Origin of the sequence: Kitasatospora sp. NPDC093558 (assembly GCF_040683475.1) — a bacterium.
Classification (GTDB): Bacteria; Actinomycetota; Actinomycetes; order Streptomycetales; family Streptomycetaceae; genus Kitasatospora.
The window spans coordinates 1-14566 of sequence record NZ_JBFBDY010000142.1 but is presented as its reverse complement, the minus strand read 5'-3'; the positions used below and the strand labels follow the sequence as shown (position 1 = coordinate 14566).

Annotated in this window: 14 protein-coding genes; all 14 read right to left on the bottom strand. The window is 71.5% G+C overall.

Features of this window, described 5'->3' with window-relative positions:
- Positions 1-110: 110 nt before the first annotated feature.
- On the bottom strand, positions 111-701 hold the full coding sequence (locus AB0O00_RS16440) for an NAD(P)-binding domain-containing protein (RefSeq protein WP_363652296.1): 591 nt from the start codon (positions 699-701) through the stop codon (positions 111-113).
- A gap of 112 nt (positions 702-813) precedes the next feature.
- The gene (locus AB0O00_RS16435) at positions 814-1776 is read right to left on the bottom strand and encodes a Gfo/Idh/MocA family oxidoreductase (RefSeq protein WP_363652295.1); all 963 of its coding nucleotides are present in this window, start codon (positions 1774-1776) and stop codon (positions 814-816) included.
- 7 nt (positions 1777-1783) lie between these two features.
- Positions 1784-2293 carry a flavin reductase family protein gene (locus tag AB0O00_RS16430; RefSeq protein WP_363652293.1) on the bottom strand — a complete coding sequence of 170 codons (510 nt, stop codon included), beginning with the start codon at positions 2291-2293 and terminating at the stop codon, positions 1784-1786.
- A gap of 37 nt (positions 2294-2330) precedes the next feature.
- Positions 2331-3239, bottom strand: a complete 909-nt coding sequence (gene galU / locus AB0O00_RS16425; RefSeq protein ID WP_363652291.1) for a UTP--glucose-1-phosphate uridylyltransferase GalU — start codon at positions 3237-3239, stop codon at positions 2331-2333.
- A 12-nt stretch (positions 3240-3251) separates the two neighbouring features.
- Positions 3252-4796: a trehalose-6-phosphate synthase gene (locus AB0O00_RS16420; RefSeq protein ID WP_363652289.1), complete on the bottom strand. Its 1545-nt coding sequence runs from the start codon at positions 4794-4796 to the stop codon at positions 3252-3254.
- Positions 4797-4901: 105 nt separating this feature from the next.
- Positions 4902-5972, bottom strand: coding sequence for an alcohol dehydrogenase catalytic domain-containing protein (locus tag AB0O00_RS16415; RefSeq protein ID WP_363652287.1), 1071 nt, complete (start codon positions 5970-5972; stop codon positions 4902-4904).
- Positions 5973-6014: 42 nt separating this feature from the next.
- The gene (locus AB0O00_RS16410) at positions 6015-7220 is read right to left on the bottom strand and encodes an acyl-CoA dehydrogenase family protein (protein WP_363652285.1); all 1206 of its coding nucleotides are present in this window, start codon (positions 7218-7220) and stop codon (positions 6015-6017) included.
- Between the two features lie 200 nt (positions 7221-7420).
- Positions 7421-8422: a ParB N-terminal domain-containing protein gene (locus tag AB0O00_RS16405; RefSeq protein ID WP_363652283.1), complete on the bottom strand. Its 1002-nt coding sequence runs from the start codon at positions 8420-8422 to the stop codon at positions 7421-7423.
- Between the two features lie 23 nt (positions 8423-8445).
- Positions 8446-9603 (bottom strand): transposase, encoded by a 1158-nt coding sequence (locus AB0O00_RS16400; protein ID WP_363652281.1) that lies wholly within the window; start codon positions 9601-9603, stop codon positions 8446-8448.
- Positions 9604-10083: 480 nt separating this feature from the next.
- Positions 10084-11028 carry an aldo/keto reductase gene (locus AB0O00_RS16395; protein ID WP_363652279.1) on the bottom strand — a complete coding sequence of 315 codons (945 nt, stop codon included), beginning with the start codon at positions 11026-11028 and terminating at the stop codon, positions 10084-10086.
- A 74-nt stretch (positions 11029-11102) separates the two neighbouring features.
- Complete coding sequence (locus AB0O00_RS16390; RefSeq protein ID WP_363652277.1) at positions 11103-12323, bottom strand: MFS transporter; 1221 nt, start codon at positions 12321-12323, stop codon at positions 11103-11105.
- A gap of 77 nt (positions 12324-12400) precedes the next feature.
- On the bottom strand, positions 12401-13201 hold the full coding sequence (locus AB0O00_RS16385; RefSeq protein ID WP_363652275.1) for a carboxymuconolactone decarboxylase family protein: 801 nt from the start codon (positions 13199-13201) through the stop codon (positions 12401-12403).
- Positions 13202-13404: 203 nt separating this feature from the next.
- Positions 13405-13896, bottom strand: coding sequence for a MarR family winged helix-turn-helix transcriptional regulator (locus AB0O00_RS16380; RefSeq protein WP_363652273.1), 492 nt, complete (start codon positions 13894-13896; stop codon positions 13405-13407).
- Between the two features lie 83 nt (positions 13897-13979).
- A partial coding sequence (locus AB0O00_RS16375) for a VWA-like domain-containing protein (RefSeq protein WP_363652271.1) occupies positions 13980-14566 on the bottom strand: 587 nt, incomplete at its 5' end.

The window sequence follows — 14566 nt, the reverse complement described above, 5'->3', positions numbered from 1 at the left end:
GCAGCCGCGAGGTCGCGCACCAGCCCCGGGGGAAGCCTGGGGCCCCGGCGGTTCCCGCGACCCGCCGCCGGGGTCTCCGGGGGACGATCCGGGCGGCGGTTCCGGGAGGTTCAGCCGCGGGCGAGGGTGAGGCCGATGCCGGTGCCCTGGCCCTGCACGAAGGCCAGCTGGATCAGCAGCTCGATCGCGGGCTCGATGTAGCGGGCGTTGGCGAGCGGGCCGGCGTCCACCGCGTCGAAGCCGAGCTCGGTGGCCAGCTCCAGGGCGGTCTTCTTGGCGTCCTCGTCGTCGCCGGCGACCGGCAGGAACAGCTTGGCGCCGTTCACCGCGCCGGTGGCGAGGTGGTTGGCGAACACGCTGTTGAAGGCCTTGGCGACCTTGGCGCCCGGCAGCGCCTTGGCGACCTCCTCGCCGCCCGAGGTGGTGTGACCGACGGTCAGCGACACGAAGTCGGGGGCCAGCGGGTTGGTGGCGTCGATGACGACCTTGCCGGACAGCGCCGACTTGATCGCGGCGTCGAGGCCGGCCACCGCGGCGAACGGCACGGCCAGCACCACCACGTCGGCGGCAGCGGCGTCCTGGGCGACCTTGGCCGGAGCGACGGCGCTGTTCACCGCGGTGACCTCGTGCCCCGCGGCGGCGAACCGGCCTTCCAGCGCGCCACCCACGTTGCCCTTGCCAATGACCAGGATCTTCGACATGTGCGGTTTCCCCTTTGGGAGTTGCGGAGACTGCTTCGAATTCGAAGCTGCTCCGACTATAGGCATCCTTCCAATTCGAAGCAACACCCGGGCGGGGCGCGACACGTGCTGTTCACGCGACCGGCGCAGCCACCGCGTCCAGCGCCTCGGCGCAGGCGGTGAGGTCCGCCGGCGTGGGCGGCGACCAGGCCGAGCGGTCGCCGCGCAGTGCGGCCAGGAAGGCGGTCAGGGCGTCCCCGGCCGCGGCCGGGCGGTACGCCTCCACGCCGGTCCGGCCGTCCACGGACAGCAGCACCGTGCCGTCCTCGACGGCGACCGACCCGGCGGTGCCGTCGAACCGGAGCCGGAGTCCGCCCGGCCGCGTGGTCCAGTCGGCGCGCACGGTGACCGGCACGCCGCCCCAGTCGAGCAGCGCCGTGCCGCCGACGTCGACGGCGAGGCCCGGGCGGCGGCGCAGCACGGCTCCGCGCACCGCGAACGGCGCGTCCGGGCGCAGCCAGCGGAGCAGGTCGAGCAGGTGGATGCCGAGGTCGGCGAAGGCGCCGGTGCCGCCGTGCGCGGGGGACGTCATCCAGGCGGTGCGGCCCGTGAAGATCCCGTCCAGCAGTCCGGGGTGGCAGAACGCCAGGTCGGCGCCGGTCGGTTCGCCGATCCGGCGGTCGGCGAGCAGCGTGCGCACCCGGCGCAGTGCCGGGGCGCAGCGCAGGAACATCGCGGTGGTCACCAACGCCGGTGCCCGGCCGATCGGTTCGATCAGCCGGGCGGTCCGGGCGGAGTTCGCCGCCAGGGGTTTCTCCACGAGCGCGGGCACCCCCGCGGCCAACGTGTCGTGGAGCAGTTCGTCGTGCCGGGCCGTGGTGGAGCAGATCACCGCGGCGTCGGCGCCGCTCAGTGCGGCCCGCGCGGTCGGCGCCCACCGCACGCCGGGGAGGTCGGCCCGCCACGGGGGGTGGTCGGGCAGGACGGCCGTCAGGCTGCCGTCCGCCCGGAGCACCGCCAGGTGGTCGGCGAGGTGGATGTGGGCCGTGCCCAGGACGGCGACCCGTAGCCGGGGCCGGTTCGGCGCGTCGGACACCGGCGCCTCACCGCGCGGCGGCGGCGCGCTCGGCCTCGTCCACCGCGACGGGTCGCAGGAAGGAGCGGTCGCAGTAGACCAGGGGTGTCTGGTCGCCGACGTGGGCGGCCTCCACCCGGCCGACCAGGATGGAGTGGTCGCCGCCGTCCAGGACCTGGTGGAGCGAGCAGGCCACCCGGGCGGCGGCCTCCGGGATGCCGGGCAGCCCGAGCTCCAGCGGTTCCACTCCCCCGGCCTCGAAGCGGTCCACGCCGGACTTGGCGAACTGCAGGGCGAGCCCGGCCTGTTCGTCCGCCAGGATGTTGATCATGAATCGGTCGGCGGAGACGAACGCCTCGTGCGTGCTGGCCCCCTTGTCGAGACAGATCAGCACCAGCGGCGGGCTCAGCGACAGGGAGCTGAACGAGCTGCCGGTGAACCCCCAGCGCCGTCCGTCCGCGTCGACCGTGGTGGCCACCGTCACCGGCCCGGGCACCCGGGCCATCGCCTGTGTGAATTCCTTGAGTTCAATGGACATGCCGGATCACCGGTTCCCTCGGATCGATCGCTCTGGGTCAGCGGGGCATCTCGTGTTCGGTGTAGGCGCGCAGCCAGCTGCGGAACTCCGGCCCCAGGTCGTCCCGTTCGCAGGCCAGCCGGACCACCGTGCGCAGGTAGTCGGCGCGGTCGCCGGTGTCGTAGCGGCGGCCGGAGAAGACCACGCCGTGGACCGGCCCGCCGAGTTCCGGCTGCTGCGCGAGCTGCTGCAAGGCGTCGGTGAGCTGGATCTCGCCGCCGCGGCCGGGGCTGGTCTTGGCGAGCACCTCGAAGACGGCGGGGTCGAGGACGTAACGGCCGATGACGGCGAGGTTGCTGGGGGCGCGGGCCGCGTCGGGCTTCTCCACCAGGCCGTCGATCCTGACCACGTCCCGCTCCGGGGTCGGCACCACGGCCGCGCAGCCGTACAGGTGGATCTGGTCGGGGTCGACCTCCATCAGCGCGACGACGCTGCCGCCGAACCGCCGGCGGACCTCGGCCATCCGGTCGAGCAGTGGCTCGCGCGGGTCGATGAGGTCGTCGCCGAGCAGCACGGCGAACGGCTCGTCGCCGACGTGCGGGGCGGCGCAGAGCACCGCGTGGCCGAGGCCGAGCGGGTCGCCCTGGCGGACGTAGTGGACGGCGGCCAGGCCGGACGGCTCCCGGACCTGTTCGAGCCTGGCCAGGTCGCCCTTGCGGTCCAGCGCCTCCTCCAGCTCGCGGTTGCGGTCGAAGTGGTCCTCCAGCGCGCGCTTGTTGCGGCCGGTCACCATCAGGACGTCCCGCAGGCCCGCCGCCACCGCCTCCTCGACGACGTACTGGATGGCCGGTTTGTCGACGACGGGCAGCATCTCCTTGGGGGTCGCCTTGGTGGCGGGCAGGAAGCGGGTGCCGAGGCCGGCGGCCGGGATCACGGCCTTCCGGAGCCGAACGAGGTCGCCAGTCATGATCGTTCTTCCTTACACCAGGGCCCGGCTCGACCGGGCCGGCCGTTGGTCGTCGGTGGCGCGGGGTTCGTCGTCGGTGGCGCGGCGTTCGTCGGTGGCGCGGCGTTCGTCCGTCTCGCGGGGTTCGTCGGCGCGGGCCAGCTCCGCCAGGAAGCCGCGCGCCCAGTGGTCCACGTCGTGGGTGAGCACGCGTCTGCGCTGGTCGGCCATTCGGCGCCGGCCGACCTCCGGCCGCTGGTGGAGGGCGGTCTCGATCGCGTCCTTGACGCCCTCCAGGTGGTGCGGGTTGACCAGGTAGGCGCTGGTGAGCTCGGCGGCGGCGCCGGCGAACTCGCTCAGCACCAGGGCGCCGCCCAGGTCGTGACGGCTCGCCACGTACTCCTTGCAGACCAGGTTCATGCCGTCGCGCAGCGGCGTCACGAGCATCACGTCGGCCGCCTGGTACAGCGCGGTGAGCTCGGCCACGCCGACCGAGGTGTGCAGGTAGTGCACGGCCGGCCGGCCCACCCGGCCGAACTCGCCGTTGATGCGGCCGACCGCCTGTTCGATCTCCGAGCGCAGCCGGCGGTAGTGCTCCACCCGCTCCCGGCTCGGGGTGGCGATCTGCACCATGGTGACCTCGCCCGGCCTGATCCGGCCCTCGGCCAGCAGCTCGTGAAAGGCCCGCAGCCGCAGGTCGATCCCCTTGGTGTAGTCGAGCCGGTCCACGCCCAGCAGGATCCTGCGCGGGTTGCCGAGTTCGGCGCGCAGCTCGGCCGCGCGGGCCCGGACGGCTTCGGTGCGGGCGAGCCCGTCGATCGCGGCGGCGTCGACCGAGATCGGGAACGCACCGACGCGCACGTCCCGGCCGGTCAGGCCGAGGGCACCGGGTCCGGTGGCGCCGGGCTCGTCGCGGGCGCCGGCCAGTCTCCCGGCCAGCCAGCGGAAGTTCAGCGCCCCGCCGGGCCGCTGGAAGCCGATCAGGTCGGCGCCGAGCAGCCCGTCCACGATCTCCCGGCGCCACGGCAGCTGCATGAAGAGCTCGGTGGGCGGGAACGGGATGTGCAGGAAGAAACCGATCCGCAGGTCGGGGCGGAGTTCGCGGAGCATCGCGGGCACCAGTTGCAGCTGGTAGTCCTGGACCCAGACGGTCGCGCCCGCCGCGCTCACCTCGGCGGTGGCCTCCGCGAACTTCCGGTTCACCTTCACGTAGGACTCCCACCAGTGGCGGTGGAATTCCGGTGGCACCACGACGTCGTGGTAGAGCGGCCAGAGCGTGGCGTTGGAGAAGCCTTCGTAGTAGTCGCGGAACTCGGCGGAGCTCAGCGGGACCGGGTGCAGCCGCAGGCCGTCCTCGGTGAACGGCTCCACGGTCGCGTCCGGGACGCCGGGCCAGCCCACCCAGACGCCGTGGCGGGCCCGCAGGAACGGCTCCAGCGCGCTCACCAGCCCGCCCGGGCTGCGCTTCCAGCGCTCGGTGCCGTCGGCGGCCCGGTCGAGCACGGCCGGCAGGCGGTTGGCCACGATGACGAAGTCGGAGCGTTCGGCGTACGCCGCGCGCTCGGTCTGATCGTTCACGGCAGGTGCCTCCTTTCGGTCGGGCGCCCGGCGCGGGCCACCGGAGTCAGTGGTGAACTCCCGTGGCCCGTACCGGCGTTCGTTCGGCCCGCCAGGGTCGCCGGGCTAGGCGGCGCGGAAGTCGACGATCGTCTTGAGGTCGGTGGTGCCCCGGTAGTTCTCGAAGATCTCGATCAGGCCGTCGTAGTCCTGGAAGCTGTGCACGGTGGAGAGCAGCTTCCTGCCGTCGACGATCCCCGCCCGCAGCATCTGCATCGCGGCCTGGATGACGTTGGCCGAGTGGTGCATCGGGAAGGCGCTGACGTCGAACGGCGAGGCGACGATGTTGATGCCCTTGGCGAGCATCAGCCAGGTGTCGAACTTCTGCATCTCCTGGGAGGCGCCGTAGAGCACGTACTTGCCCTTGGGCTTCAGCTTGCGCATCGCCACCCGGCGCGGGTCCTTCTGCTCGTCCTCGACCTTGACGGTCGGCAGGGCGTCGAAGACGTAGTCGAAGGTGTTCTCCGGTACCTCGTCGATCAGCTCGTCCGGCAGGTAGGCCCGCTCGGTGAAGTGCTCGACGGCGTGCGCGTTGCGCTGCGGGTTGGCGTCCACCGAGACCACCGAGTTGGGCGCGAGCAGCCGCTTGATCACGCTGCCGGCGATGATGCCGATCGGCCCGGTGCCCATGATCAGAACCTTGTCGCCGATCTTCGGCGGGTTGGCGAGGATCGAGCGCAGCGCGCCGGTGACCGGCTCGATGAAGGAGGCCTGGAGGTCGTCCAGGTCGTCCGGGATCTTCACGGCTGCGGCCCGGTAGTCGTCGGAGAAGTTGCGGTCCGCCCAGAAGACGTCCTCCTTCACCTCGCCGGAGAAGATCGGCCGGAGCGTGCGGTACTCGGCGAACCCGCCGAAGTCGGTCTGGCCCCAGTAGACGACCCGGTCGCCGACCTTGATGGTCGGGTGGTCGAACTCGGCGCCGAGCTCGACGACCTCGCCGAGGTACTCGTGGCCCAGGACGACCGGGTATTCGGAGGGGAAGAGGTGCCCCTCGAAGAACGAGATGTCGGTCGAGCAGATGGAGACGCACCGGGTCTTGAGCAGCAGACCGTCGACCGGGACCTGTGGCTTCTTCAGCTCGGCCAGGATGGTCTTGCGGGGGGCGATGAGCTGCACGGCCTTCATGGTGTCCACCATGGAATTCCTTTCCTGCGAATCGAAGAGCTGCTGTGCGAATTTCTAGCGACGGACCTGGAGGCCGCCGCCGAGGAGGTACTGGCCGGCCATCTCGATGTTCGTGGGGGACACCGTGATGTGCTTTTCGGCCGAATGCATGTCGCGGAAGTAGCGCTCCATCGGGCTGTCCGCGTAGATCGAGCTGGAACCGGCGAGCCTGAAGAGCAGGTCGACGGCGGCCGAGGAGTTCTCGGCGATGGTGCTGGCGGAGAGCCGGAGCATGGCGCTCAGCGCGTCGCCGCCGTCCTGCCCGTGCTCGGACGCGTGCCAGGCCGCGTCCTCCAGCAGCAGCCGGGCGGAGCGCACCAGGATCTCGGCCCGGCCCACCCGTTCCTGGGTGACGTGGCCCGCGGCCAGCGTGCTCAGCCCCATCGCGGGGGTCTTGCCGCCGGCGAAGGCCTTGAAGGCGGTCAGCGCCCCCTGGGCGATGCCCAGGGCGGTCGCGGCCGTGCCGAACAGGCCCCAGTCGTAGTAGCTGATGGCGTAGGCGCGCGACGGTCGGGCGGGAGGGGCGGCGACCATCGCCGCGATGTCCACCACGTACTCGTCGGCGACGAAGACGTCCTCGATCCGGTAGTCCTCGCTCCCCGTGCCGCGCAGGCCCAGCGTGTACCAGGTGTCGAGCATCTCGACCTGCGAGCGCGGCACGAACAGCATCCTGATGTCGGGGCCGCCGGCCGGCGTCCGGCGCGGCTGCCCGTCCTCGGTGACGACGGCCGCGCTGACGAACCACTCGGCGTGCGCCGAACCGCTGGCGAAGCCCCAGCGCCCGCTCAGCCGGTAGCCGCCGGGCACGGCCTCGGCCCGCCCGGTGGGGTTGACCGACCCGATCACCAGCGCGTGCTGGTCCCGGAACAGCTCCCGGGAGCTGGCCTCCGGCAGGTAGTCGGAGAACCGCGCGATGGCCGCCTGGACGCCCATCTGCCACGCCACCGAGGCGTCCACCCGGGCCAGCGCCGTCAGGACGGCGCCGCTGGTCCCCAGGGCCACCTGGGAGCCGCCGAATTCCTTCGACACCACCATGCGGTGGATCCCGGCGGCGCTCAGTGCCTCGAAGACCGGCACCGGCATCCGCCGCTCGCGCTCCGCCTCGTCCCGGAATTTCTCGATGACCGGGGTAATTCCGGCGATCTTCTCCAGCCATTCCCGGGTCTCCGCCGACACCGGGGTCCGGTTGATCAGAACCGGCAGATCCGTATTACTGCTCACCACCCGACCTCCTCCGTTCCGCATCAAACATAAGATGGTCGGCGCACTGTGCAACAACGCCATTTCAGGGATTTCCGGAGCTACCGAAAAAAGCGCCGGCCGGATACCCAGGGGCATCCGGCCGGCGCTTTTTGACGCGCACAGTTCAATTGGGTCGGCGGAACTCTCGCCGGAACTCTCGGCGGAACTCTCGGCGGAACTCAGGCAGGCCGGGAGTCCTGCCGGTCGGCCAGCTCCAGCTCACGGGCGAACTGGTCCCACAGCGCCACGCACTCGCGCACCGCCGCGGCCACCGTGCCGCGGCTGTGCGGGGGGATGCCCCGGATCACCAGGTCCCCCTCGGCACCGGCCAGCGCCCGGTTGTCGAGCAGGCGCAGCACCAGGCGGCCCGACTCGGTGAAGCGCAGCGAGGGGTCACGGCGCAGCGCCAACAGGGCGTCACCCCGCGGGCTGCCCGTGGCCGGGGGGTTCTCCTCCTCGGGGCGGCGCTGTCTGGGCACCAGTGCGCGCGGCGCCGCTTCACCACCGGCGGGTACGGCCGGCCGGCCGGTGCGGCCCGCGGGTACGGGGCTCTCGCCCTGCCGCAGCCGCTCGCGGACGTCACGCGCGGTGCCGGTCGAGATACCGACCGCAGCGGCGATCTGACGCAGGGACGCGTCCGGGTGCGCCTGGATGAAGGCGGCCGCCCGGCGGCGTCCCGCCGTGCCGTCCACCGGCCGGACCCGGCCGTCCAGCCCGATCCTGGTGTGTAACTGTGGAATGTCGCCAGTTGCACGTTGCCGGATCTCCGCGACGGTCTTCACCGAGAGCCCGGCCGCGACCGAGATCGCCCGGTCCGACCAGCCCGGGTGCGAGATCATGATCCGCCGCGCGGCGGCCGAGCGCTCCCCCCGCGAGAGCTGGAGCCCGTGCCGGACGTTCGACTGCACGGCGAGGACGAAGGCCTCGGCGTCCGTGCCCTCGAAGAACTGGACCTCGATCTCCGAGCGCCCCAGCAGCTGGGCCGCGCGCAGCCGGTGCATGCCGTCGACGACCCGCATGGTGGACCGGTGGGCGACGATCGGCGGGAACCCGCGGGCCGTCATCAGCTTGCGGACGTGCTGCGGGTCCACCTCCCCCGCGCGCGGCGAGTCGGCCGGCCGCAGGGCGCTGATCGGTACCGTGGCCACCGCGATGGACGGCCCTTTCACACGTTCGGTCATTCCGGTGTTCCCCCGTTCGTCGGTCATGCGGACTGCCGTCCGGCGTCGAACCAGCGGTCCCGGCCCGGGCCGCCCGGTGCCAGCAGGTTCCGGTACAGGTAGGCCGCCGAGACCATGGTCATGTGGTGGTGCCATCCGGGGTACGAGCGGCCCTCGAAGTCGTGGACGCCGTAGTCGAGTTCGAGCTCCCGCAGGACGCGGTCGGCCCGGCCCCGGTGGCGGGCGAGTGCCAGCACCTCGGTGATCGGCCGGTCGAGGATGCTGGTGATCCAGTAGTGGGTGCGGCCGGCCGCCGTCCGCTGGGTGAGCAGCCGGTAGGTCCGCTCGGGCGTGACCCCGAGGTCGGTGCCGGGCAGCCGGACCAGCGAGGAGACGGTGGCGCCGAGGCGCCGCAGGTCGGGCTCGGCGACCGAGGCCGCGGTGGCCGCGCCGTTCGGTTGCGACGGGCCGGCGGCGGCCCGCCGCCGGGCGGCCAGCAGCACCGGCTGGGTGGGGGCCACCTCGGCCACGAAGTCGACCCCGCGTAACGCGAGTTCGAGGGCCAGCCGGCTGATGTTGGTGGCCGTCCTGAGGTCGGCCACCAGCGGGACGGTGCTTCCGGGGAAGCGCCCGAGCATGGCATCCACGAGCTCCAGCACGTTCATGCACAGCGGCTGCGAGCTCACCGAGGTGGGGATCCTGGCCCGCCGCCGGCTCTCGGCGCTGTCCCAGCTCTCGTCCAGGAAGATGGTCCAGTCCACCGGGATGCTCTCCTCCTCGGAGCCGAGGAAGAGTCCGGCCGCCACCTGGCAGTTGACGGCCCGGCCGAGCTTCGGCAGGAACCGCCGGTGGACGCCCACCGAGTGGGCACCGCGCTTCGGGATGCTCAGGATGCCCGCGGTCCACGCCTGGACCGGAATTCGGCGCTCCGCAACGACCGCCAGCTTGTCCCTGGCCGGCGTCCAGTCCCACGGGCTGGAGTTGATGAATTGCTGCAGCCCGTACGTGGCATTGGTCGCCGACGGAACGACCCGGGCCATTTCCCGCAGTGACTTCTTGCCGTCGACACTGAGCAGTCCGGTCAGATAGGCACGTGCCCAGCGGCGCTGGTCAGCACGGTGCAGGTGGCTGAACGCCTCTTCGGTCAGCCCGGCCAGCGAGTCGCCGTTGATTGTTTTCATGCCGATTTCGATCGCCTGCACGTTACCGCTCCCCCGTGATCCCCCAGGCCGCCGCGCCGGCGACTTGCTTGATCAGACTAACTCTCGCCAGGGATTCGCCATGTCAAAACCATGTGAACAATAGGACGACCGGGACCGCCGGGAGGTTCCGGATCACGACACGACCGGACGACTCATCCGCGAAACATTAGCGAAACTTTGTGGAGTGCCGGTCGAATCCACGGCAAGCTATTACCATCTGCGGTCGACAATAGCGGCCGCTCAACCGGTCGGCGCAGCGGTCAATGACCATGCCGGACGACTTTGGCAGATTTACTCCGCAGAGTATCGGTGCGGTCACGCTCGACCGGCCCGGACCGGCCGTTTTCATTTCGGCAGCCGCCGGCAAAGGCCGGACCGCCGGAATAAGCGGAACGGACCCGCCGGTTTGCACCGGCGGGTCCGTTCCGAGCCCTGCGAATGCCACCCGGGAGTGGCGGTAGGGCGTGTACCGAGAGGTCCTCAGGCCGAAGCCGCGGTGAGAGCGGCGATCTCGTCCTCGGTCAGGGCGAGTTCGGGGAAGGCCAGGAGCGCGGGCAGCTGCTCCAGGGTCCGCGCACTGGCGATCGGCCCGACCACCGTCGGCTGCGCGGCCAGCCAGGCCAGCGCGACGGTGGCCGGCTCGGTGCGGTGCGCGGCCGCGACCTTCGCCAGCTCGGCGAGCACCCGCTCACCGCGCGGCGTGCCGACGTACCCGGCCACCCGCGACGCCCGGGCGCTGTCCACCGCGCCGCCCGGCTTGTGCTTGCCCGTCAGGAACCCGGAGGCGAGCGAGAAGTACGGCAGCACGCCGAGCCCGTAACGCTTGGCCAGGTCCTGCAGCGGCCCCTCGAAGGTCTCCCGGGAGACGAGGTTGTAGTGCGGCTGGAGCGCGACGTACCGCGCGAGACCCTCGCGCTCGGAGAACCGCAGCGAGGCCTCCAGGCGCTCCGGGGAGATGTTGGAGGCCGCGATCTGCCGGACCTTACCCTCCTTCACCAGCCCGTCGAGCGCGGTGATGATGTCCTCGACCGGCACCGACGGGTCGTCGAAGTGCGTGTAGTAGAGGTCGATCCGGTCGGTGCGCAGCCGGCGCAGCGACGCCTCGGCGGCGGCCCTGATGTTCGCCGGTGCGAGACCGCGGTACTGCGGGTGGTTGCTCACCTTGGTGGCGATCACGACGGAGTCCCGGTTGCCGCGCGCGGTCAGCCAGTTGCCGATGATGGCCTCCGACTCGCCGCCCTGGTTGCCGGGCACCCACATCGAGTAGCTGTCGGCGGTGTCGATGAAGTTGCCGCCGGCGGAGGTGTAGGCGTCGAGCACGGCGAACGAGGTCCGTTCGTCGGCCGACCAGCCGAACACGTTGCCGCCGAGGTTGAGCGGGAAGACCTCCAGGTCCGAGGTGCCGAGCTTGCGGAGTACGCTCATGGGATCCAACTGCCTTTGCCGTTAGCGTGGTTACGTCGCACTGCGATGGTCCTTGGGTGGACCGTACGGGACGGTCAGCGGTTCGTCGCGGGCTGCGCCGCGGCCTCGCCGGCCGGCTCCGTCCGTCCGTCGGCGACCACCCGGCCGCCGCCGGACTGCCGCTCCAGCCCGCTGGAGAGGAGGGCCAGCAGCAGCGCCGAGCCGGCCAGCGCGGCACCGACCCAGTTCGCCGAGGTGTAGCCGTGGCCCGCGTCGATGACCAGGCCGCCGAGCCAGGCCGCCAGCGCGTTGCCCAGGTTGAACGCCCCGATGTTGACCGCCGAGGCCAGCGTCGGCGCCCCCGAGGCCTGGTCCAGGACGCGCTTCTGCAGCGGCGGGACGGTCGCGAAGCCGAGCCCGCCGATCAGGGCGAGGGTGACCGCCGCCGCGATCTTGTCGTGCGCGGTGACCGTGAACAGCGCGAGCACCAGGGCCAGGGCGCCGAGCGACGCGTACAGCATGCGCATCACCGACTTGTCGGCGAACCGGCCGCCGACCAGGTTCCCGCCGACCATGCCGAGCCCGAACAGCACCAGGAGCCAGGTCAGCGCGGAGTCGGAGTAGCCGGTCACCTCGGTCATCATCGGCGTGATGTACGTGACCGCGGCGAAGACCCCGCCGAAGCCGAGCACGGTCATCGCCATCGCCAGCAGCACCTGCACGTTGCCGAGGGCGGCCAGCTCGTGCCGCACGTGCACGCCCTCCGGGCGCTCCATCTCCGGGACGAGCTTGGCGACGCCGAGCAGGCCGACCACGCCGAGCCCGGCGACCACGAAGAAGGTGAACCGCCAGCCCAGGTGCTGGCCGACCAGGGTGCCCAGCGGGACGCCGAGCACGTTGGCCACGGTCAGGCCGGTGAACATGGTGGCCAGCGCCCGGGCCTGCTTCTCCGGGGCCACCAGGCTCGACGCCACCACCGCGCCGATGCCGAAGAACGCGCCGTGCGCGAGGGAGGCGACCACCCGGCCGGCCAGCATCACCGCGAAGACGGGCGCGGCGGCGGACAGGGCGTTGCCGACGATGAACAGGCCCATCAGCAGCATCAGCATCCGCTTCCTGGGCACCCGGGTGCCCAGGATGGTCATCAGCGGGGCGCCCAGGAAGACGCCGATGGCGTAGCCGCTGACCAGATAGCCGGCCGTCGGGATCGACACGCCGAATTGATCGGCGACATCCGGGAGTAATCCCATGATGACGAATTCCGTGGTGCCGATCCCGAACGCCCCGATGGCGAGGGCGAATAGCGCGAGGGGCATGGGGGTCACCTTCCAGGTGCGTGATTCGGTTGTCCGTGACTACTTCGGGGGGCCTTTTCCGGTGCCCCGCCGCCCGGTCAGAGCGTGATGTCCTTGTCCGCGAAGACCTCGCGCAGCGCGGCGAGGGAATTCAGGGTGCGCGGGAATCCCACGAACGGCGAGGCCTGCAGCAGCACCTCGACCAGCTGGCGCGGCGTCAGGCCCTGGCGCAGCGCGATGTTCAGGTGCGTCTTCTGCTGCTTGAAGGTGTCGCCGTAGGCGATCATCGCGCCGAGCGTGATCAGCTGGCGCTGCGGGTAGTCCAGCCCAGGCCGGGAGTAGACCTCGCCCCAGGCATACTCGACGAGGACCTTCCCGAGGTCCGGGATGATGTCGTCGAGTGCGTCGATGACCGCGAACCCGTGGTCGCCCGCCACCTCCCGCAGCACGTCGGAGCCCCGCGCGTAGCGGTCCTCCTCGGCGGCCGGCTCCACCTGGTACGGCTCGGCCTTGACGCCCAGCTCGGCGAAGGTGAGGCGAGCGGTCTCCACCGCGTTGAGCGAGCGCGGGAAGCCCACCACGAGCTCCAGGTGCGCCAGCGCCTCGACCACCTGCGCCGGTGTCAGGCCGACGTGCAGCGCGTTCGCGATCTCGAAGCCCAGCTGCGTCCTGGTGTCGCCGAGCGCGGTGAGCGCGCCGAGCTTCACCAGCTGCCGCTGCTGGAGGTCGAGGCCGGGGCGGGAATTGATGTCCCCGTAGGCGAACTCGACCAGGAAGCGGCCGAGATCCGGTGCGGTTTCCTGGAGCGGTTCGGCGATCTGCTGCGCCCGGTCGCCACCCAATTCCGCCAACTGCGCCAGGCCACGGGCGAAACGCGTGCTGTGCTGCTCGGTGCTCATCACGGATCTCCTTTGTCTCGCGACACCGGGGTCGGCGTCCCATTTGGACGCTACAACCGGGTGCGCGGCATTCCACATGGCTGCAAGGATGATTCGGGACAACTTTGGAAAGTCGATATTCCGGGCAAGCGGATTCGGCGGCGCCAAGGGTTTCCGGGCCGCTTTTCAGCGTCGGGGCGGCAGGTCATTGCGCCGCCGGCCGGTCATTTCTGCGGGCTGCTGCCGTAACAGAGTCCGGAGATTCCGCGCAGGTGTTTGCGCGTCACCGCCATGATGTCGGCGAGCTGATCGACCTGCTCCGCGCTGAGCACGTCGACGAAGCCGTCCCGCACGGTCTGCAGGTGCCCGGGGGCGGCACGCTCCAGCAGTGCCAGTCCGGCGTCGGTGAGGATCGCGAACACGCCGCGCTCGTCGCTGGCGTCGGTCTCCCGCTTCAGGAGGCCGGCCTTCTCCAACTGGCTCACCTGGTAGGTGAGTCCACTGCGCGAGCAGACCATCAGGTCGGCGAGCTCGGTCATCCGCCGGCGCCGCTCCGGGCTCTCGTCGAGCCGGGTGAGGATCTCGTACTGGACCTGAGTGACTCCGCCGTCCTCGCGCAGCTGGCGGTCCACCAGCCTGGACAGCAGCTCGTACGTCTCCAGGAAACCCGTCCAGGCCTGCATCTCGGTGTCGTTCAGCCAGCGAGGTTCACTCATGGGACCACAGTACACCGATCCGCTTCGAATTCGAAACACCGATCCCGGGCGGCCCGGGCCGCGCTCCGCCCGGGCCCGCGGACTCAGCCGATCGTCACCACCCGGGCCCAGGCCGGGGGCTCCGACGGCCGGTAGTCCGGGTTCTCCTCGGCCCACTTCGGGATGCCCCGGGGGAACAGCCCGACGACCGTCCGGCACGGCGGCTTGGCCGAGGGCCACGGCGTCTGACCGTCGGTCAGCAGCACGACGACGTCCGGCCGGGTGCGCAGCGCCGCCTTCAGCCCCGCCCGCATGTCCGTGCCGCCCCCGCCGATCAGCGGGATGCCCTCGGCCTTGCACAGCGGGTGCACCGTCCCCACCGCCGCGTCGCAGGAGAGCACCGTCACCAGGTCCCTCCGGCCGCCGACCGCGCGCGCGATCGCCGCGACCTCCAGCAGGGCGCTGCCCAGTTCGGCGTCGCTGACCGACCCCGAGGTGTCCACCACCACCGCCACCCGCGGCGGACGGCGGCGCAGGCTCGGCAGGACGATCCCGGGCAGGCTCACCGAGCGCCGGGCCGGGCGGCCGTACGAGTAGTCCTCGCCGACCCCGCCGCCCGAGGCCGCGGACCGGACCGCCGCACCGAGCAGCTCCCGCCACGGCTGGGGCGCGTGGAACGCCTCTTTGGCCC